Below are 18,961 nucleotides of genomic sequence, written 5' to 3' on the forward strand. Positions count from 1 at the left end.
TCCGACGTGAACGACGATCCGCGCGGTGGCGGTGCCCAGCCCGCCAGCCGCACCCTGGTGCCCCTGATGATCGGGGCCTGCGCGGGACTGCTCTCCGGGCTGTTCGGGGTGGGCGGCGGCATCCTCATGGTCCCCGCACTCGTGGCCGTCCTGGGGCTGGACCAGCGCCGGGCGGCGGCCACCTCCCTGGTGGCCATCATGCCGGCGGCCCTGGTCGGCGCCATCAGCTACGGGCTGCGCGGTGAGCTCTCGCTGAGCGCCGCCGCCCTGCTCGTGGCCGGCTCCCTGGTGGGCACCCAGATCGGGGTGCGCCTGCTGCACCGCCTCCCCACGGGCGCCCTGAGGTGGGTCTTCGTCGGCTTCGTCGCCCTGGTCATCGTGGGACAGGGGCTCTCGGCCCCGGTGCGCGCCGGCGAGCTGGCCCTGGACGTCCCCCGGTGCGCCGCCCTGGTGGGCATTGGGATGGTCGCCGGCCTGCTGGCGGGCCTGGTGGGTGTGGGCGGGGGAGTCGTGGTCGTCCCCGGCCTGGAGATCGTCCTGGGCGCCGGCGATCTGCTGGCACGCGGCACCTCCCTGGCGGCCATGGTGCCCACCGCCGTGTCGGGCACGGTGGGCAACCTGCGGCGGGGCAGTGCCGATCTGCGGGTGGGCCTGCTGGCGGGAGCCGCCTCGGCGGCGGCCTCCCCGCTGGGCACGATGCTGGCCGCCTACCTGAGCCCGACGGCGGCGCGGTGGCTGTTCACCGCCTTCCTCCTGGTCGCCGTGGTCTCGGTGCTGCGCCGTCGGCGCTCCTGAGCAGCGGGCGCGGCAGGCTCCCGCCGGGGCCGGCCGTGATGAAGATCGCCTCACAGCGGGGTCATGGGAGATGCGGCCGGCGGCGACGTCGGGCTAGAGTTCTGGAGTTGCCCGCCTGCGCCCGGCGCCCGGTGGGCCTCCTGGGGTCATGGCCCACTGCGGCTGGCCCCGCGCCGCTGGCGGCCGCCGGCGGCGTGCGATCACATCTCCGACAGGAAGAAGTCACATGAGCTCCTCCCGCTCCCGTCGTCAGGTGCGCCTGTCCCGCGCCCTGGGCATTCCGCTGACGCCGAAGGCCGTGCGCTACTTCGAGCGGCGCCCCTACGGTCCCGGCGAGCACGGCCGCGCCCGGCGCCGCACCGAGTCCGACTACGCCGTCCGGCTCAAGGAGAAGCAGCGCCTGCGCGCCCAGTACGGCATCCGCGAGGCCCAGCTGCAGCGCGTCTTCGAGGAGGCCCGCCGTGAGAAGGGCCTGACCGGTGAGTCCCTCGTCGAGCTGCTCGAGATGCGCCTGGACGCCCTGGTCCTGCGCTCCGGCTTCGCCCGCACCATCGCCCAGGCCCGCCAGGCCGTCGTCCACCGCCACATCCTGGTGGACGGCAAGGTCGTGGACCGCCCCTCCTTCCGCGTCAAGCCCGGCCAGACCATCCAGGTCCGCCCCCGCTCCCAGGTGATGGTCCCCTTCCAGATCGCCGCCGCCGGCGCCCACCGCGACGTGCTTCCCCCCGTGCCGGACTACCTGAGCGTCGAGCTGGAGAAGCTCTCGGCCTCCCTGGTGCGCCGCCCCAAGCGCGACGAGGTCCCGGTCACCTGCGACGTGCAGATGGTCGTCGAGTACTACTCGCGCTGATCCCCACCCCCGCGATGCATGCCGGGGCGCCCCGGACCGCTCAGCGGTTCGGGGCGCCCGGTGTATCGCGCAGTACGCTCGGATGCGGCGGGCCCGCCCGCAGTGCACCACCGCCCGCCGCCGTGACGGGCACACCACCCACGAACCAGGATGAGGACCCCGATGCGCACCTCTGAGATCCGCAGCCGCTGGCTGGACTACTTCGCCCGGAAGGACCATGAGATCCGGCCCTCGGTGCCCCTGATCTCCCCGGACCCCTCCATCCTGTTCACCGTGGCCGGGATGGTCCCCTTCATCCCCTACATCCTGGGCACCGAGCCGGCGCCCTGGCCCCGCGCCGCCTCGGTGCAGAAGTGCATCCGCACCAACGACATCGATAATGTCGGCTTCACCACGCGCCACGGCACGTTCTTCCAGATGAACGGCAACTTCTCCTTCGGCGACTACTTCAAGGAGGGGGCCATCTCCCTGGCCTGGGAGCTGCTGACCTCCTCGACCCAGGAGGGCGGCTACGGGCTCGACGGCGACCGGCTGTGGATGACGATCTGGGAGGAGGACGAGGTCTCCCTGGACTACTGGACCCGCGTCATCGGCGTGCCCGCCGAGCGCATCCAGCAGCTGCCCTTCGAGGAGATCTCCTGGTCCACCGGCCAGCCGGGCCCGGCCGGGGCCTGCTGCGAGATCCACTACGACCGGGGCCCGGCCTACGGTCCCGAGGGCGGCCCGGCGGCCGATACCCAGGGCGACCGCTTCCTGGAGATCTGGAACCTCGTGTTCGACGAGTTCCTGCGCGGTGAGGGCCAGGGCCACGACTTCGAGCTCGTCGGCACGCTGGAGCCCACCGCCATCGACACCGGCGCGGGGCTGGAGCGCCTGGCCTTCCTCATGCAGGACAAGCCCAACATGTATGAGATCGACGAGGTCTTCCCCGTCATCGGGGCCGCTCAGGAGCTGTCGGGCAGGACCTACGGGCGGGGGGCCCAGGCGGGCCCCGGCTCGGATGCCTACATGGATGACGTGCGCATGCGCATCGTCGCCGACCACGTGCGCTCGGCCCTCATGCTCATCGGCGACGGCGTGCGCCCCGGCAACGACGGGCGCGGCTACGTGCTGCGCCGCCTCATCCGCCGCGCCGTGCGCTCCATGCGCCTGCTGGGCGTGGACGAGGCCACCCTGCCCACCCTCATGACCGCCTCCAAGGAGGCCATGAAGGCCTCCTACCCCGAGCTGGAGGAGAACTGGGCGACGATCAGTGATGTCGCCTTCGGCGAGGAGGAGGCCTTCCGCCGCACCCTGGCCGCGGGCACCACCATCCTGGACACCGCGGTGGCCAAGGCTAAGAAGGAGGCCGGCGGCGCCACCCCGCTGGTCTCGGGGCGCAGCGCCTTCGAGCTGCACGACACCTACGGCTTCCCCATCGACCTGACCCTGGAGATGGCCTCCGAGCAGGGGGTGGCCGTCGACGAGGCCGCCTTCCGCGACCTCATGGCCGAGCAGAGGGAGCGGGCCCGTGCCGATGCGCGCGCCAAGAAGACCGGGCACGCCGACCTGCGCGTCTTCCAGGACCTCCAGCGCCAGATGGAGGGGGGCTCGACCTTCCTGGGCTACACGGAGGCCTCGGCCGAGGCCTCCGTGGCGGCGGTCCTGGTCGACGGCGCCCCCCGGCCCACGGCCACCGCCCCCGCCCAGGTCGAAGTGGTCCTGGACCGCACCCCCTTCTGGGCCGAGATGGGCGGCCAGCTCGCCGACCAGGGCACCATCCGTCTGGCCGACGGCGGGGTCATCGAGGTCGACGACGTCCAGGCACCCCTCAAGGGCCTGACGGTCCACCGCGGCAGGCTCACCGAGGGCGGTGTCACCGTGGGGGAGAGGGCCTTCGCGCAGATCGACACCGAGCGGCGCCTGGCCATCGCCCGGGCCCACACCTCCACCCACATGGTCCACCAGGCCCTGCACGACATCGTCTCGTCCAACGCCACCCAGGCGGGCAGCGAGAACTCCCCCTCGCGCCTGCGCTTCGACTTCCGCCACGGCTCGGCCCTGGCCCCGGACCAGCTCGCCGGTATCGAGGAGGAGGTCAACACGCGCCTGGCCGAGGACCTGCCGGTCACCGACGAGATCATGGACATCGACGCCGCGCGCGCCGCCGGCGCCATGGCCCTGTTCGGGGAGAAATACGGCAAGGAGGTCCGCGTGGTCTCCATCGGCGGGGACTGGTCCAAGGAGCTGTGCGCCGGCACGCATGTGCCCACCACCGGCCGCATCGGCCGCATCACCCTGCTGGGGGAGTCCTCCATCGGCTCGGGCGTGCGGCGCATCGACGCCCTGGTGGGCCAGGGCGCCTACGGCTTCCAGGCCCGCGAGCACGCCCTGGTCTCCCAGCTCTCCACCCTCGTGGGCGCCCGGCCCGAGGAGCTGCCCGAGCGCATCGAGTCCCTTCTTGGGCGCCTGAAGGAGGCCGAGAAGAAGGTCCAGGCGGCCGAGCAGGCGGCGACGGCGGCCCGTGCCACCGAGATCGTCGAGGCGGCCGCCCTCGTGGGCGACGTCCGCCTGGCGGCCCTGTCGCTGGGGGAGCTGTCCTCGGCCGACGGCCTGCGGCCCCTGGTGGCCGATGTGCGCGAGCGCATGGGCCAGGCCGAGCCCGTGGTCGTGGCGGTGGGCGGCGTCGTGGGCGCCCGGCCCGTCATCGTCATCGCCACCAACGCCCCGGCCCGGGAGGCGGGCATCAAGGCCGGCGCCCTGGTGCGGGTGGCGGCCAAGGCCCTGGGCGGCGGCGGTGGCGGCAAGGACGACATGGCCCAGGGCGGCGGGCAGGATCCCCAGGCCCTGCCCGAGGCGCTGCGCGCCGTGGCAGAGGCCCTGCGGGGCTGAGCCGCCCCATGGGTGAGAGTGCTGCGGGCATGCGCCCGGGGGTGCGCCTGGCCTTCGATGTGGGCAAGGTTCGCATCGGTGTGGCACGTTGCGATCAGGACGCGATCCTAGCGTTTCCCGTGGAGACACTCAGGAGGGACCGCTATGGTGCTGACCTTGATGAGGCAGCAGACCTTGTAGCGGAGCACGAGGCCCTCGAGGTGATCGTGGGCCTGCCCAGGCGCATGGGCGGTGGGAGCTCCTCCTCGACGAGGGACTCCCGGCGCTGGGCGCAGGAGCTGGCCGGGATCATCGCACCGGTGCCGGTGCGCCTGGTCGACGAGCGCCTGAGCACGGTCTCGGCCCATAGGGGCCTGCATGAGGCGGGGCTGCGGGAGAAGAGCTTCCGCAGCATCGTCGATCAGGCCGCTGCTGTTGTCATACTGGAGCAGGCCCTCGCGGCCGAGCGCAGCACCGGTGCGCCTGCCGGGGAGCGCGTCCACCTGAGCAAGAGAGGCAGAGCGTGAGCCACGACGATTTCTTCGCCGAGCTCGGCATCCAGCGTGAGGATGCTGCAGACGCCAACAGCAAGGTCAAGGGCCGCAGGCAGCGGCGCCTGGAGAAGGTCGAGCGTCGTCGGCGCAAGCGCCGTCGGCACTGGCTGACCTCGATCGTGCTCGTCGTCGTGCTCACCGCCGTGGGCGTCGTGGGCTACAAGGCCGTGACCTATGTGCGCGACTCCTCCTCGACGGCCTCCGGCGCCCAGGACTACCAGGGCACCGGTGAGGGCGAGGTCGTGGTGACCATCCCCGAGGGCGCCTCCGGGCAGATCATCGGCGAGCTGCTCCAGGAGGCCGGCGTCGTGGCCACCGCTGGCGCCTTCGTCGAGGCCTACAAGGCCAACGCCAACTCCGGCAATATCCAGCCGGGCACCTACACGCTCAAGACCCGCATGTCGGCCGCCAACGCGGTGGCCGCCCTGCTGGACCCCACCTCGAAGTCCGAGCACGCCCTGACCGTGCCCGAGGGCTTCACCAAGAACCAGATCAAGGAGCGGCTCATGACCGTCGGCGGCTTCACCGCCGAGGAGGTCGACGCCGCCTACGCCGACACCGCGGCCATCGGCCTGCCCGAGGTGGCCGGGGGCAATGTGGAGGGCTGGCTGGCCTCCTCCACCTACGACATCTCCCAGGACGCCACCGCCACCGAGGTGGTGGCCCAGATGGTCTCCACCACCACCTCGCGCCTCAAGGCCCTGGGCGTGGCGGAGAAGGACTACCAGCAGGTCCTCATCAAGGCCTCCATCGTCGAGCGCGAGGTCTCCCAGCCCGAGTACTACGGCCAGGTGGCCCGGGTCATCGAGAACCGGCTGAAGGACACCGACGGTGAGACCCAGGGACTGCTCCAGATGGACTCCACCGTCCTCTACGGCCTGGGCCGGGTCGGCGGCATCCCCAGCCCGGAGGAGACCGCCGATGACTCCAACGCCTACAACACCTACAAGCATGCGGGCCTGCCGCCCACCCCGATCGGCAGCCCCAGCGAGGAGGTCATCAAGGCGGTCATCAAGCCCCCGGAGGGCGACTGGCTCTACTTCGTGACCGTGGACCTGTCCACTGGCGAGACGCTCTTCGCCACCACCCACGCCGAGCAGGAGGCCAATACCGCCCGCCTGCGCGAGTACTGCGAGAAGAACAAGGAGGTCTGCCAGGGAACCCCGATGCCCACGGAGGGCTAGGAGGGGCGAGGCAGGCGCAGCAGCGCAGCACGACGGCATCACCGTCACGCAGGATCACATCGCAGGAGCAGGGCCGATGGAGCAGCAGGCCGCCGCAGCGGCGGGCAGGCCGGGCCAGGAGCCCGGGGGGCGCGGAGCCGTGCGGGGGCCGCGGGAATGGCGCGCCGCCGTCATCGGTGCCCCGGTGGCCCACTCCCTGTCCCCGGTGCTGCACCGGGCCGCCTACGCGGACCTGGGCCTGGAGCACTGGTCCTATGAGGCGATTGAGGTGGCCCCGCCCCGGCTGCCCGTCCTGCTCGATGAGCTCGCCGCCCCGGCCGATGGGGATGCGGGTCGGGCGACCTGGGCGGGGCTGAGCGTGACCATGCCCCATAAGCAGTCGCTGCTGACCCTGCTGGATGCGGTCGATCCTCTGGCCCGGACCGTGGGGGCGGTCAATACCGTCATCGCCCAGCGCTCGGGAGCGGGGCCGGCGCTGCTGGCCGGCTTCAACACCGATGTGGCCGGCATTGTGGAGGCCATCGCCGAGACCCGGCAGGGCGGTGCTCGGGGCCGTTCGCGGGCACGGGGAGGCGGCGCGCTGGTGCTGGGCTCGGGGGCCACGGCCTGCTCGGCCCTGGCGGCCCTCACCGAGCTCGGCGCTGGCCCCATCGCCGTGGCGGCGCGCCGTCATTCCGGCCCCGGCCGGGCCCTGAGCGCCGCGCAGCGGATGGGCATCGAGATCGAGGCTCTCACCTGGACCCCCGGCGAGGAGAGCAGCGACGCCGCGATCGCCCAGCGGGCGGCCCAGTCCCAGGTGGTGGTCTCCACCCTGCCTGCCCGGGCCGCCGACACCCTCGTGCCTCACCTGGCCCCGGGCTCCGCCCCCGGCGGGGAAGAGCCGAGGCGGGGGCCGGGCGAGGCGGCGGTGCTCCTGGACGTGGCCTACGACCCCTGGCCCTCGGCACTGGCGGCGGCATGGCAGGCGGCGGGCGGGCTGGTGGCCCCGGGCTGGCTCATGCTGCTGCACCAGGCGGTGGCCCAGGTCCGCCTCATGACCGGTCGCACCCCCCGCATCGCCCCGATGCGCGCGGCACTGGCCCGGGCGCTGGAGGCGCGCTGAGCGGGAGATCCGCCCGTCATATGGGATGATCGACGTCATGCTTCGATGGATGACCGCCGGTGAGTCCCACGGCCAGGCCCTGACCGCCATGATCGACGGCGTGCCCGCGGGGGTGCAGATCACGAGTCAGGAGATCGGGGCCGCGCTGGCACAGCGCCGCCTGGGCCACGGGCGGGGCGCCCGCCAGGCCTTCGAGCGCGATGAGCTGAGTATCCTGGGCGGCATTCGCCACGGGCGCACCCTGGGCAGCCCCATCAGCCTGCTCATCGGCAACTCCGAGTGGCCCAAGTGGTCCACGGTCATGAGCCCCGACCCCGTGCCGCCGCAGGACCTGCTCATCGATGCGGGCACCGGGGATGAGCGGGAGATCGCGCGCAACCGGCCCCTGACCCGGCCCCGCCCCGGGCACGCCGACCTGCCCGGGATGTTCAAGTACGACCTGCCCGATGCCCGTGGGGTGCTGGAGCGGGCCTCGGCCCGCGAGACGGCGGCGCGCGTCGCCCTGGGCGCGGTGGCGCAGGCCCTGCTCGACCAGGTCGCCGGCATCCGCCTGGTCAGCCACGTGGTGCGCATCGGCGAGGTGGCCCTGCCCGAGGGGGCCGCAGTGCCCTCGCCCCAGGACGTCGCCGACCTGGATGCCGACCCGGTGCGCTGCATCGATGCCGCCACCAGCGCCGCCATGGTCGAGCACATCGACGCCACGCGGAAGGCGGGGGACACCCTGGGCGGGGTCGTGGAGGTCATCGCCGAGGGGGTCCCGGTGGGCCTGGGCACGCATGTCTCCGCCGACCGCCGCCTGGACGCCCGCCTGGCGGGGGCGCTCATGGGCATCCAGGCCGTCAAGGGCGTGGAGATCGGCGATGGCTTCGCCGAGGCGGCCCGCCCCGGATCCCGGGCCCATGACGAGATCGTGGCCCTGGAGGCGGGCCGCGCCCAGCGCGCCACCAACCGGGCCGGCGGGATTGAGGGGGGCATGTCCAACGGCTCGCCCCTGCGGGTGCGGGCCGCCTTCAAGCCCATCTCCACCGTGCCACGGGCCCTGCGCACCGTGGACCTGGCCACCGGGGAGCAGGCCACGGCCCTGCACCAGCGCTCCGATACCACCGCCGTGGTGCCCGGGGCGCTCATCGCCCAGGCGATGGTGGCCCTGGTGCTGGCCGAGGCCCTCATGGACAAGACCGGCGGGGACTCGGTGGGCGAGGCCCGCCGCAACCTCGCGGCCTACCTGGAGCGGGTCGCCGAGCGCACCCGGTGGGCCCAGTGACTGCTGGATACCGGTGACCACTCAACGGCGGTGAGGAGACTGATCATGACCCATTCGCACATCCCCCAGGTCATCCTGCCCGAGGACCGCCTGCCGCTGGTGCTCGTGGGCCTTCCCGGCGCGGGCAAGACCACGGTGGCGCGGCTGCTGGCCCAGGCGCTGGGCGTCCAGGTGACGGACACCGATGCGGAGATACGCCGTCGGGCCCGGATGACGATCCCCGAGATCTTCTCCGCCGAGGGCGAGGAGGGCTTCAGGCAGCGCGAGCACCGGGCCCTGCACGCGGTGCTGGACTCCCCGGCGGCGGCCCAGGGCGTCATCGCCCTGGGCGGGGGCGGGGTGCTGCGGGCCGACAACCGCCGCATGCTGCAGGGGCGCACGGTCATCCACCTGGTGGCCAGCCCCCGGACCGCTGCGGCGCATGTGGGCGACGGCGCCGGGCGGCCCCTCATCGGCCCGGGCGCCGACTCCGATGCGGCCCGTGCCGCCCGGGAGGGCGCCGCCTACCGGGCCGATGCCGTCCTGGCCCGGATGGAGGCCCTGGACGCCAAGCGCACGCCCCTGTACGCCGAGGTCGCCACGCTGAGCGTGCCCACCGATGGGCTGAGCCCGCAGCAGGTGGCCGCGCTCATCCTCGTGGCCCTGGGCGTGGAGGCCCCGCAGACCGCCCGGGCCCTGGCCACCCTCGACCTGCCCTCCCAGGAGGCCGCTGAGGCGCAGGCGGGCGCAGCGCCGGGGCCGCAGGCCGGGACGCGGGCGGAGGGCCGGGCCGGGAGCGCTGATCGGGCTCCTGGAGGGCGGACCGCTCCGGAGGCCGACCGTGCCGTGGGGCCGCGCAGCATCGGCGTGGGGGGCCCGCGCCCCTACCGGGTGCTCATCGGCCAGGGCCTGGAGTCCCAGCTCCTCGACGCCGTCGCCTGTGCGCCGGGCGGGGGCCGTGGCGGGATCGCGCTCATCCATGACCGGGGCGTGGGGGAGCTGGCCGCCTCCTATGAGGCCCGGCTGGCCCGGGCCGGGCTGAGGACGGGGCGCATCGAGGTGCCCGGCGGGGAGGGCGCCAAGACCACTGAGGTGCTCGACGGCGTGTGGGGCGAGCTGGGCGCCATGCGCCTGGGGCGCGATGGGCTGGTGCTGGGCGTGGGCGGGGGAGCGACCACCGACCTGGCGGGATTCGCCGCGGCCACCTGGCTGCGCGGCGTCCCGGTCATCCAGGTGCCCACGACCCTGCTGGCCATGGTCGATGCGGCCGTGGGCGGCAAGACCGGCATCAACACGCAGGCGGGCAAGAACCTCGTGGGGGCCTTCCACCCCCCGGCGGCGGTCCTGGTCGACCTGGGCTCCCTGGCCACGCTCGATGCCCGCGAGCTGCGCGCGGGCCTGGCCGAGGTCATCAAGTGCGGCTTCATCGCCGACCCCACCATCCTCGACCTCATCCTGGAGCGCGAGGAGGCCGCCCCGCCCCTGGCGTGGGACAGCCCGGTGCTGGCCGAGCTGGTGGCCCGCGCGGTGGAGGTCAAGGCCGGGGTGGTGGGCGAGGACCTCACCGAGTCGGGCCTGCGGGAGATCCTCAACTACGGGCACACCTACGCCCACGCCATCGAGCGGACCACCGACTACCAGTGGCGTCATGGGGAGGCGGTGGCCGTGGGCTGCGTCTTCGCCGCCGAGGTCGCCCACCGCTGCGGCAGGATCGACGCCGAGACGGTGGCGCTGCACCGACGCGCCTTCAGCGCCGTCGGCCTGCCGGTGGGCATCCCCCAGGCCCGGGGCCGCTGGGAGGAGATGCGCGGGGTGATGCTCAGCGACAAGAAGGTGCGCGCCGGGGCGCTGCGCCTGGTGCTGCTCGACGGCGTCGGCAGGCCCATGCGCACCGGGGCTCCCGCCGAGGTGGTCCTGGAGCAGGCCCACCAGGCCGTGTGCGCCGAGGAGGGCGGCCGGTAGTGGCGCAGGAGGTCGCGGCCCCGGGCCCGCAGCGGCCGGCCCCTGCCCCCCTGGCGCTCATCGGCCCGCCGGGGGCGGGGTGCCGCAGCGTGGCCGCGGCGGTGGCGCGCCTGCGGGGGCAAGCGGTTGCAGACGTGGCGGGGCGCACGGCCGAGGCCCTGGGGGTGGCGGCCGAGCACGCCCTGGTGGCCGTGGGGGAGCAGGCCTACCGGCGGGCCGAGGCGGCGGCCGTGGTCGAGGTGCTGGCCGAGGCGCTGGGGCCGGCGGCGGCCGGTCAGGAGGGGGCCGGAGGAGCCCCCGGTGGCGGGGTCGTGCTGGCGCTGGGCTCGGGCTGGGTGGACCAGGCCGAGGCCCGCCGCGCCCTGGAGGCCTTCAGGGCCGGGGGCGGACGGATGGTGGCCCTCGGCGCGCAGGGCCGGGTGCTGGCCTCCCGCAACGGCCTCAACGCGCCGCGCTCGGTGGCCCTGGGGCCCGTCCACCACCAGTTCATCAGCATGCTGCGCCAGCGCGAGGAGGCCTGCCGCGCCCTGGCCGAGACGGTCATCGACACGAGCACTACCAGTCCCGAGCAGGCCGCCCGGCGTGTGCTGGAGCACCTGGGGACGCCGTCGTGACGCGCGGGCGGGGAGATGGGGGCGAGGCAGTGATCCGCGTGACATGGGGGGCCTGCGGAGTGCCTGGTGGGGCGCGGTAGGATCTCCCTGTTCTAAGACGGCAGCGACAGTGAGGATTGTGCACGTGGCGACGACTAATGATCTGAAGAATGGACTGGTTCTCAACCTGGAGGGCCAGTTGTGGCAGGTGGTGGAGTTCCAGCATGTCAAGCCGGGCAAGGGCCCCGCCTTCGTGCGCACCAAGCTGAAGAACGTCCTGTCGGGCAAGACCGTGGACAAGACCTTCAACGCGGGCCTCAAGGTCGAGACCGCGACGGTGGATCGCCGTGACATGCAGTACCTGTACAAGGACGGGGACGACTTCGTGTTCATGGACGTGAAGTCCTATGAGCAGACCTACGTGCCCTCGGCCACTGTGGGCGATGCGGCCACCTTCATGCTGGAGAGCCAGGACGTGGTGGTGGCCTTCCACGAGGACACGGTGCTCTTCGTGGAGATGCCGGCCTCGGTGGTGCTGACGGTCTCCCACACCGAGCCGGGCCTCCAGGGCGACCGCTCCTCGGCGGGCACCAAGCCGGCCACGGTGGAGACCGGTGCGGAGATCCAGGTGCCGCTGTTCCTCAACACCGGCGACCGGGTCAAGGTCGACACCCGCACCGGCGCCTACATCTCCCGCGTCACCGACTGATGGGCGTCCAGGCCCAGTCCGAGGGGGCCGGCCCGGCCGGCCGCAGTGACAAGCACCCCGTCACCGCCCGCACCAAGGCCCGGCGCCGCGCCATCGAGATCCTCTTCGAGGCCGACCAGCGCGGCATGCTCAGCCCTGGGGCCCCGGGGCGCGGGGAGCGCCTGGCGGATTTCGCCGCCGAGCGCGCCGTGACCTCGGCCAACCACACGCAGGCCCCCGCCTACACCCGCGAGCTCCTCGCCGGCGTGGCGCAGCGCCTGGAGGAGGTCGATGAGGCCATCGAGACCTACGGGCAGGGCTGGACCCTGGGGCGCATGCCGGCGGTGGACCGGGCGATCGCCCGCGTGGCCGCGTGGGAGATCATCTACAACGACGAGGTCGACCCGCCGGTGGCCGTCGATGAGGCGATGACGCTCAGCCGCATGCTGTCCACGGATGAGTCGCCCCGCTACCTGGGGGGGCTGCTGGGCAGGATCGCAGACCTGGCGGACACCCTGCGCTGACGGGGCGTGACGCCGACGGCACGCGCGGTACTGACGGGTGGTGGCCGCGGCGTCGACGGGGGTGGGGAGGAGTGCCGATCGCGTCCAGGGGGCGTGCGGCCTACTGTCAGCCCATGAGCAGGTATGCCGATGGGCTGTGGGGAGCGCGGGAGGCGCATGCGATCGGCTACCCGGGGGCCTTCCCCCATCCGGTGGGACTGACGCCGTGGGCGGCGGCCCTCTACTGGTGGCGTCGGCGCCGCTCGACGGCCAGGCTCCTGGCGGCCTCCCTGTGGTGCTCGGGGGTGGGGGCGGGATACGGGGCCTGCGGGCTCTTGGCCCAGGCCTCCCGGCTGGATGCGCGTGGGGACCTGAGTGCCGCGGCCACGGACCTGCTTCTTGTCATGGTGGTGCTGTGCCTGCCGGTGCTGGCGGTGGTCCCTGTGGCGATCTGCCTGGCGGCGGTGGGGCTGGGGCGGCTCAGTACGATCCCGGCCAGTGACGACCCTGTGGGGGTGGAGGATCCTCGATCGGGCCTGCTGGCGCTGGTGGCCTCCTGCGTCTGCGGCATCCCGCCGTTCGTCATGCTCGGCTTCGCCTTCATGGCCCTGGGGGAGGCCGACGACGGTGTGCGTGGCGACCTGGTGGGGACCATGGTCGCCAATGCGGTGCTCACGGTGGTCGGAGGCGTGCTGGTGGTGGTGGGGGCGGCTGTGCTCCGCCGTTCGGATCTGGCGGGGCGGCGCACGATCCGCTGGGTGCCCGGGGTGCCCATGGGGCCGGTGGCAGTGCCGGTGCAGGCGACGCCGTCGGCGGTGGGGCCGGTGCAGGTGCCGGTCGGGGTGGCGGGCTGAGCTACTCCGGTGGTCTGGCTGCGGCCCGGTGCAGGCGGTCGAGGGTGGCGAAGCGCTGCTCGGCGTAGGGCAGGCTGACCTCGCGAAGGAAGTCGGCCAGGGTGTGCTGGCCGTGCTGCTCCAGGGCGGTGATGAGGCTGCGGATGTCCTCGGGGCGGCGGTTCTGGCTCATCTTGGCCTTGCCCTCGATGTGCTCGATGGTGACCTCCACGGCGACGATCGCCCGGGACATGGCGGTCAGGCTCTCCTCGCCCACGGCCTGGAGGAGCTCGGGGGGCTCCATGCGGGTGGTGAGCTCTCGGGCGGCGGCCAGGGCGGCCTGCGGGCTGGGGTCGATGCGCACCCGGCCCCGGATGTGGAGGGTGATGTAGTCCCAGGTGGGCACATCCGGGTCCTGGGCGCTGGTGGCGTACCACTGGGGGGTGATGTAGGCGTCGGCATCGTCGAGGATGACCAGGCCTGGGCCGAGGATCGGCTTACGGGCCTGGGGGTTGTTGCGCACCAGGTGGGTCACCAGGACGCCGCGCTCCTCATCGAGGTGGAAGGGCACGAGGGTGGAGGCGGGCCCGTCGTCGTGGACGGTGACGAGGTTGCCGGAGCGGGGCTGGGCGAGCATGGCGGTGGCATAGTCCTGGGGGAGCTGGAAGTGCCGCGGGACGTACATGGCCGGGTGCTGGTGGTGGGCTCAGTGGAGCCGGGCGACCCGGTAGGCCTGCTCCTCGGCACGGCCGTTGCGGGACTCGTGCAGGCGGGCGATGGTGGCCAGCCGCTGCTCGGCGTAGGGCAGGGTGACCTCGCGCAGGTACTTGACCATGGTGGTCTCGCCGCGGTCCTCCAGGGCGCAGATGAGGCTGCGCACGTCGTCGGGGTGGCGATCCTGGCTCATCTGGGCCTTGCCCTCGATGTGGTCCAGGGAGATCTCGACGGCGACGATGGTGCGGGCCATGGCGGTCAGGCGGGCCTCGTCCACGGCGTCGAGCACGGCGGCGGGCTCGGTGCGCAGGGTCAGCTCCCGCACGGCGCGGATGGCGCCCTCCAGGCTGGTGTCGATGCGCATGGCGCCGCGCACGTGGACGGTGATGTAGTCCCAGGTGGGGACGGAGGGGGCGACCTCGTTGGTGACGTACCACTGGGGGGAGATGTAGGCGTCGGCCTCATCGAGGATGACCAGGGCCGGGCCGATGGAGTGCTCGGTGACCTGGGGGTTGTCGCGCACGAGGCGGGTGACCAGGACGCGGCGCTCCTCATCGAGGTAGAACGGCACCAGCGTGGCGGCGGGGCCCTGGGCGTGGAAGGTGACGAGGTTGCCCGCCCGCACCTCCTTGAGCAGGGTGGTGGTGTAGGCCTCGGAGAGCTCTAGGTGCCGGGGGACGTACATGCGACGATGCTAACGGCGGGCGGTGGGTCTCTGTGGGCGACACGAGAGTCATCCCAGGAACTGCCCAGGTAGGAGCCGGGGGCGGGCCCTGCCGGGGCCCCGGTGCTTCGCTGGGTCACCCGGGCGGAGCTGGGCATCGACGGCGTTGTGGCGGGATGGGCGCCGGATGCGTATAGGTGTGGGTCTGGAGGGGCTCTGGAGGGAGCGCGAGGGCACTCGCAGAGGAGTTTGTGGGACTTTAGTCCTGTATGTCGGATGTCTGATGTTGGCGGGGGAGGGTGACTTTTCCGCATGGTGTCGTTGGATTCCGGGTGACGGGGGCGCTGGAGGGGCGTCGCTGGCGCTGTGGCGCTGACCTGTGCTGATGTGGTACAAAGGGGTCTGTGCCGGGGCGGTCTGGAGGGTGCTGACGGGTCGCCTGCGCTGCGCCTCGTATCACTGCTGGTCACAGGGGGTGGTTCGAGGGGTGGGTCAGAAGGCACCTCGCGCCATAAGGTGCATTGAGACTTTGCCAAGCAATACTGGACTCCCCTAGGATGGTGTGTCAGAAGGCACCTCGCGCCATAAGGTGCATTGAGACGCCAGGCGGCTGCCCGGCGAGCATCCTTCGCCGCGTCAGAAGGCACCCCGCGCCATAAGGTGCATTGAGACTTAGGCTACGTGGCTGCGAGACGGTGTTGTGTAAGTCAGAAGGCACCCCGCGCCATAAGGTGCATTGAGACGCCGACGAGGAACGCGCCGGTAGAGGGCTCGGAGTCAGAAGGCACCCCGCGCCATAAGGTGCATTGAGACTCGCGCCAACCCTCCTGGCGGCGCTCCTCCTGGAGGTCAGAAGGCACCCCGCGCCATAAGGTGCATTGAGACTTGGTGGGCATCGCCAACGCCGATACAAAAAGGGCGTCAGAAGGCACCCCGCGCCATAAGGTGCATTGAGACTTGGTGGGCATCGCCAACGCCGATACAAAAAGGGCGTCAGAAGGCACCCCGCGCCATAAGGTGCATTGAGGCCAGCAGGGTCATCATCAGCACGACTATGACGACGACGTCAGAAGGCACCCCGCGCCATAAGGTGCATTGAGACAGAGCGGCCGCCGGCGCCATGGCCGGCAGCTGGCAGGTCAGAAGGAACCCCGCGCCATAAGGTGCATTAAGAGGGATGAATGCTGTCTGCGTTGATCGTGTTATTTGCGGCCTCTTGCGAAGAAGGGAGAGATTGTCATGATGTCGCCGCCACGTCGGCATCATTCGCGCCGAGTGCGCTCCGACAGTGCCGAGAGCCTGGCCAAGGATGCCCTCCGCCCGCAGCTGCGGATCTCGGGCCAGTACCTGGGCGTGTCCCTGTCGGAGTTCCAGGCGTCCCGCATCATCGACTCCGTTCCGCAGTCCTGGGAGCAGGACGAGCTCTTCATGAGCGCCACCTCCGTTGAGAGCCTGAAGAAGTCCTGGCGTGTGGTCCTGGCCCGTGACGCCCGTGATGGCGAGTTGCGCCACCAGACCGAGCAGATTGCCGGCCACCTCGATGAGGTGCTCGCCGAGCTCTCCCGATCCCTGCGGGACGGCACCTTCCGCCCAGCGCCCCTGGCCCAGGTGCGCCTGCCCAAGAAGGAGGAGGGCGATTACCGCACCTTGGACATCCCCTCGGTACGGGACCGCATTGTGGAGCGGGCCCTGGTCGATGCCCTGGGGCACCGGGTGGACCAGGCCATGTCCCCCTGCTCCTACGGCTACAGGCTCGGCCTGGGCGTCGATGACGCCATCGACCACCTCACCGGCCTGCGCGACTTGGGAATGGTCCACGTGCTGCGCACCGACGTGGAGGACTTCTTCCCGCACGTGCGCCTCGATGCCGTGCTCAACATCCTGGGCAATCTGCTCCCCAGCCGACGGCTGCTCGCACTCGTCGCGCTCCTGGTCGTTCCGCGCCGCACCTGGCGGGGGCGCACGATCCGCTCCGGAGGGGTCGCGCAGGGCTCGGCCCTGTCGCCCATGCTCGCCAACCTCGCCTTCACCGCCGTCGACGAGGCCATGACGCGCACAGGAATCGGGTACGTGCGCTTCGCCGACGACATCGTCGTGTGCGCCGACACCCAGGACCGGCTCCTGGAGGCCCTCGACCTACTCACCGCGCAGGCGGCGGCGCACGGCTTCACACTCAATGAGGACAAGACCATGCTCACAGGATTCGACGAGGGCTTCTGCTACCTGGGGGAGGACCTCGGGTCCACCTACCCGGTGCACGACCCCCACCACGACATCGACCGCGACACCAACCCCGATCGGGTCGTCTATGTGGGCCGCGACGGCGCCCGGGTGAGCGTGACGCGCGACAGGCTCGTCGTGGAGTCCGCCCACTCCATCCCCTACCTGTCAATACCGCGCAACGCGGTGCGCAGGATCGTCCTGACTGGGGCCGTGGGCCTGTCCGCCGGTGCCCGCTCCTGGGCGCTGTTCAACGACGTCGACGTGGTGCTACTGTCCCGGCGCGGCACCTATCTCGGGCAGCTCTCCGGCAAGCGGTCCGACCTGGCCGCCCAGCGCCTCATCGCCCAATGCGATGCGGTCAGGGAGGAGACCAGGAGGATGCCGCTGGCCCGGATCATCGTCGCCTCCAAGATGCGCAACCAGCTGCGTCTGCTGCAGCGCACCGCACGGCGCTCCCACGAGGCCGACCTTGCCGACACCCTCGATGCGATCCGGGAGGGCCTGCAAGAGGTTCCCAGCGCCCAGAGCCTCGATGAGCTCATGGGCCTGGAAGGGGCCGCGTCCGCGGCCTACTTCGCGTTGCTCGGACGCCTCGTCCCTCCCGAGGTGTCCTTCCCCGGCCGCTCCCGGCGCCCTCCTCTGGATGTGGCCAATGCGGCACTGTCCTACGGCTACGCCCTCCTGCTGGGGGAGTGCACGGCGGCCCTCTACGCCGCGGGTCTGGAGCCGTCCCTCGGGCTGCTGCACGCATCCACCGACCGCCGGCCCAGCCTGGCCCTGGACCTTATGGAGGAGTTCCGGCCCCTGCTCGTGGATCGTGCCGTTCTGGGGCTGCTGCGCACCAAGCGGCTGCGCGTCGAGCACGGCGGCCCGGTCCCTGAGACCGTCTCCCAGGAGCGGTCGGATGGCGTATGGCTGACCTCCGAGGGCCGCAAGGTGCTCGTCGATGGCTACGAGGCGGCCCTCCAGCGCACCACGGGCGGGGCGCTGCCGGGCTTCTCCGGGACATGGAGGAGGCACATCCACCATCAGGCCCAGCGCCTGGCCAGTGCACTGTTCAACCCCGACTACGAGTGGACGGGCACGTCATGGCGGTGAGTGTTGTGGTGGCCTACGACATCGCCTCGAATTCGCGCCGCAGCAGGCTCGCCGCGGCACTCCAGGCCTGGGGGTACAGGATTCAGGAGTCCGTCTTCCAGATCAGCCTGGAGGAGGCCGAGCTGGAGGGGCTCATCGAGGAGATGGAGGACATCATTGAGAGCACCGACGACGTGGTGCATATCTACCGCCTGTGCCGCCCCTGCCGAGATCGCATCCAAGTGCTCGGCACGCCGCCGAGTCAGGATGACGGGGGTCTGTACCGGGGCCTGTTCTGAGCGTGGAGGACGACGGGGCGGGCGTGGGGACCCGCCGAAGAGCACAGGAGTAGGACCTTGATCCCAAATATCAGATGTCTGACCTTCGCGTGGGAGGGGGACTTTTCCGCATGGTCTCGTTGGATTCCGGGTGGCGGGGGCGGTGGAGGGGCGGCGCTGGCGCTGTGGTGCTGACCTGCGTGGATGTGGTACAAAGGGGTCTGTGCCGGGGCGGTCTGGAGGGTGCCGACGGATCGCCTGCGCTGCGCCTCGTATCGCTGCTGGTCACAGGGGGTGATTCGAGGGGTGGGTCAGAAGGCACCCCGCGCCATAAGGTGCATTGAGACAATCGGCGTGTCTGCCTTTGGCGAGGCAAATAGCCGTCAGAAGGCACCCCGCGCCATAAGGTGCATTGAGACACAACACCATATCTTTTCCCGGGTTACTGCCGGTGTCAGAAGGCACCCCGCGCCATAAGGTGCATTGAGACTCCATGCAGACGGAGGGCTCGATGCGCACGAGCGTCAGAAGGCACCCCGCGCCATAAGGTGCATTGAGACTTGGTCATGACTGACCTCCTCCTTCAAAAGGTCCTCTGTCAGAAGGCACCCCGCGCCATAAGGTGCATTGAGACTTGGTCATGACTGACCTCCTCCTTCAAAAGGTCCTCTGTCAGAAGGCACCCCGCGCCATAAGGTGCATTGAGACTTGGTCATGACTGACCTCCTCCTTCAAAAGGTCCTCTGTCAGAAGGCACCCCGCGCCATAAGGTGCATTGAGACTGAGCCTGTGTTCGCCAGTGTCCCGGTTGTAATGTCAGAAGGCACCCCGCGCCATAAGGTGCATTG

16 protein-coding genes and 2 CRISPR repeat arrays (1 of these 18 only partly in view) are annotated in these 18,961 nt (G+C 71.5%); of the genes, 14 read left to right on the plus strand and 2 right to left on the minus strand.

The window, feature by feature from the left end; translation table 11 throughout:
- The first annotated feature begins 6 nt into the window (after positions 1 to 6).
- The 12 genes from MANAM107_RS11800 to MANAM107_RS11855 all read left to right on the plus strand — a co-directional run bounded on the left by MANAM107_RS11800 (position 7) and on the right by MANAM107_RS11855 (position 13,178).
- Complete coding sequence (locus MANAM107_RS11800) at positions 7 to 795, plus strand: sulfite exporter TauE/SafE family protein (RefSeq protein WP_223908845.1); 789 nt, start codon at positions 7 to 9, stop codon at positions 793 to 795.
- Positions 796 to 1,021: 226 nt separating this feature from the next.
- Positions 1,022 to 1,645 (plus strand): 30S ribosomal protein S4, encoded by a 624-nt coding sequence (rpsD, locus tag MANAM107_RS11805; RefSeq protein ID WP_223908849.1) that lies wholly within the window; start codon positions 1,022 to 1,024, stop codon positions 1,643 to 1,645.
- Between the two features lie 162 nt (positions 1,646 to 1,807).
- Positions 1,808 to 4,516, plus strand: a complete 2,709-nt coding sequence (alaS, locus tag MANAM107_RS11810; RefSeq protein ID WP_223908856.1) for an alanine--tRNA ligase — start codon at positions 1,808 to 1,810, stop codon at positions 4,514 to 4,516.
- A gap of 29 nt (positions 4,517 to 4,545) precedes the next feature.
- On the plus strand, positions 4,546 to 5,022 hold the full coding sequence (ruvX, locus tag MANAM107_RS11815) for a Holliday junction resolvase RuvX (protein WP_373314104.1): 477 nt from the start codon (positions 4,546 to 4,548) through the stop codon (positions 5,020 to 5,022).
- Positions 5,019 to 6,233, plus strand: coding sequence for an endolytic transglycosylase MltG (gene mltG / locus MANAM107_RS11820; protein ID WP_223908865.1), 1,215 nt, complete (start codon positions 5,019 to 5,021; stop codon positions 6,231 to 6,233). Before ruvX ends, mltG begins: the two co-directional genes overlap by 4 nt.
- 76 nt (positions 6,234 to 6,309) lie before the next feature.
- On the plus strand, positions 6,310 to 7,335 hold the full coding sequence (locus MANAM107_RS11825) for a shikimate dehydrogenase (RefSeq protein WP_223908867.1): 1,026 nt from the start codon (positions 6,310 to 6,312) through the stop codon (positions 7,333 to 7,335).
- Between the two features lie 37 nt (positions 7,336 to 7,372).
- Positions 7,373 to 8,599, plus strand: coding sequence for a chorismate synthase (gene aroC, locus MANAM107_RS11830; protein WP_223908883.1), 1,227 nt, complete (start codon positions 7,373 to 7,375; stop codon positions 8,597 to 8,599).
- A 45-nt stretch (positions 8,600 to 8,644) separates the two neighbouring features.
- A complete protein-coding gene (gene aroB / locus MANAM107_RS11835) occupies positions 8,645 to 10,540 on the plus strand; it encodes a 3-dehydroquinate synthase (protein WP_223908891.1) in 1,896 nt (631 codons plus the stop codon).
- Positions 10,540 to 11,154, plus strand: coding sequence for a shikimate kinase (locus MANAM107_RS11840; RefSeq protein ID WP_223908893.1), 615 nt, complete (start codon positions 10,540 to 10,542; stop codon positions 11,152 to 11,154). The genes aroB and MANAM107_RS11840 overlap by 1 nt, the downstream gene beginning before the upstream one ends.
- Before the next feature lie 124 nt (positions 11,155 to 11,278).
- The gene (gene efp / locus MANAM107_RS11845; RefSeq protein ID WP_179901419.1) at positions 11,279 to 11,842 is read left to right on the plus strand and encodes an elongation factor P; all 564 of its coding nucleotides are present in this window, start codon (positions 11,279 to 11,281) and stop codon (positions 11,840 to 11,842) included.
- Positions 11,842 to 12,345 (plus strand): transcription antitermination factor NusB, encoded by a 504-nt coding sequence (gene nusB, locus MANAM107_RS11850; protein WP_179901418.1) that lies wholly within the window; start codon positions 11,842 to 11,844, stop codon positions 12,343 to 12,345. The genes efp and nusB overlap by 1 nt, the downstream gene beginning before the upstream one ends.
- Before the next feature lie 113 nt (positions 12,346 to 12,458).
- Positions 12,459 to 13,178 (plus strand): hypothetical protein, encoded by a 720-nt coding sequence (locus tag MANAM107_RS11855; protein WP_223908900.1) that lies wholly within the window; start codon positions 12,459 to 12,461, stop codon positions 13,176 to 13,178.
- A gap of 1 nt (position 13,179) precedes the next feature.
- Here MANAM107_RS11855 and MANAM107_RS11860 read toward each other — a convergent pair whose 3' ends face one another.
- Both MANAM107_RS11860 and MANAM107_RS11865 read right to left on the minus strand, forming a co-directional pair.
- A complete protein-coding gene (locus MANAM107_RS11860; RefSeq protein ID WP_223908907.1) occupies positions 13,180 to 13,842 on the minus strand; it encodes an FMN-binding negative transcriptional regulator in 663 nt (220 codons plus the stop codon).
- 21 nt (positions 13,843 to 13,863) lie between these two features.
- A complete protein-coding gene (locus MANAM107_RS11865; RefSeq protein WP_179901416.1) occupies positions 13,864 to 14,556 on the minus strand; it encodes an FMN-binding negative transcriptional regulator in 693 nt (230 codons plus the stop codon).
- Between the two features lie 470 nt (positions 14,557 to 15,026).
- Positions 15,027 to 15,710: a CRISPR direct-repeat array (repeat unit 37 nt; unit sequence GTCAGAAGGCACCCCGCGCCATAAGGTGCATTGAGAC).
- A 100-nt stretch (positions 15,711 to 15,810) separates the two neighbouring features.
- On the opposite strand from MANAM107_RS11865, the gene cas1 reads away from it, so the two are divergent.
- Positions 15,811 to 17,856 carry a CRISPR-associated endonuclease Cas1 gene (gene cas1, locus MANAM107_RS11870; protein ID WP_223908917.1) on the plus strand — a complete coding sequence of 682 codons (2,046 nt, stop codon included), beginning with the start codon at positions 15,811 to 15,813 and terminating at the stop codon, positions 17,854 to 17,856.
- Entirely contained in the window at positions 17,847 to 18,134 is a 288-nt protein-coding gene (cas2, locus tag MANAM107_RS11875) for a CRISPR-associated endonuclease Cas2 (RefSeq protein WP_223908919.1), read from the plus strand. The genes cas1 and cas2 overlap by 10 nt, the downstream gene beginning before the upstream one ends.
- Before the next feature lie 289 nt (positions 18,135 to 18,423).
- Positions 18,424 to 18,961: a CRISPR direct-repeat array (repeat unit 37 nt; unit sequence GTCAGAAGGCACCCCGCGCCATAAGGTGCATTGAGAC); it runs 74 nt beyond the window's last position.

It is taken from the genome of Actinomyces capricornis (assembly GCF_019974135.1).
GTDB lineage: Bacteria > Actinomycetota > Actinomycetes > Actinomycetales > Actinomycetaceae > Actinomyces > Actinomyces capricornis.

Coding starts and splice junctions, on each gene's coding strand:
- ruvX (WP_373314104.1), top strand. CDS start 4,546: ATGCGCCCGGGGGTGCGCCTGGCCTTCGATGTGGGCAAGGTTCGCATC.
- MANAM107_RS11860 (WP_223908907.1), bottom strand. CDS start 13,842: ATGTACGTCCCGCGGCACTTCCAGCTCCCCCAGGACTATGCCACCGCC.
- nusB (WP_179901418.1), top strand. CDS start 11,842: ATGGGCGTCCAGGCCCAGTCCGAGGGGGCCGGCCCGGCCGGCCGCAGT.
- aroB (WP_223908891.1), top strand. CDS start 8,645: ATGACCCATTCGCACATCCCCCAGGTCATCCTGCCCGAGGACCGCCTG.
- aroC (WP_223908883.1), top strand. CDS start 7,373: ATGCTTCGATGGATGACCGCCGGTGAGTCCCACGGCCAGGCCCTGACC.
- rpsD (WP_223908849.1), top strand. CDS start 1,022: ATGAGCTCCTCCCGCTCCCGTCGTCAGGTGCGCCTGTCCCGCGCCCTG.
- MANAM107_RS11825 (WP_223908867.1), top strand. CDS start 6,310: ATGGAGCAGCAGGCCGCCGCAGCGGCGGGCAGGCCGGGCCAGGAGCCC.
- MANAM107_RS11855 (WP_223908900.1), top strand. CDS start 12,459: ATGAGCAGGTATGCCGATGGGCTGTGGGGAGCGCGGGAGGCGCATGCG.
- MANAM107_RS11865 (WP_179901416.1), bottom strand. CDS start 14,556: ATGTACGTCCCCCGGCACCTAGAGCTCTCCGAGGCCTACACCACCACC.
- cas2 (WP_223908919.1), top strand. CDS start 17,847: ATGGCGGTGAGTGTTGTGGTGGCCTACGACATCGCCTCGAATTCGCGC.
- alaS (WP_223908856.1), top strand. CDS start 1,808: ATGCGCACCTCTGAGATCCGCAGCCGCTGGCTGGACTACTTCGCCCGG.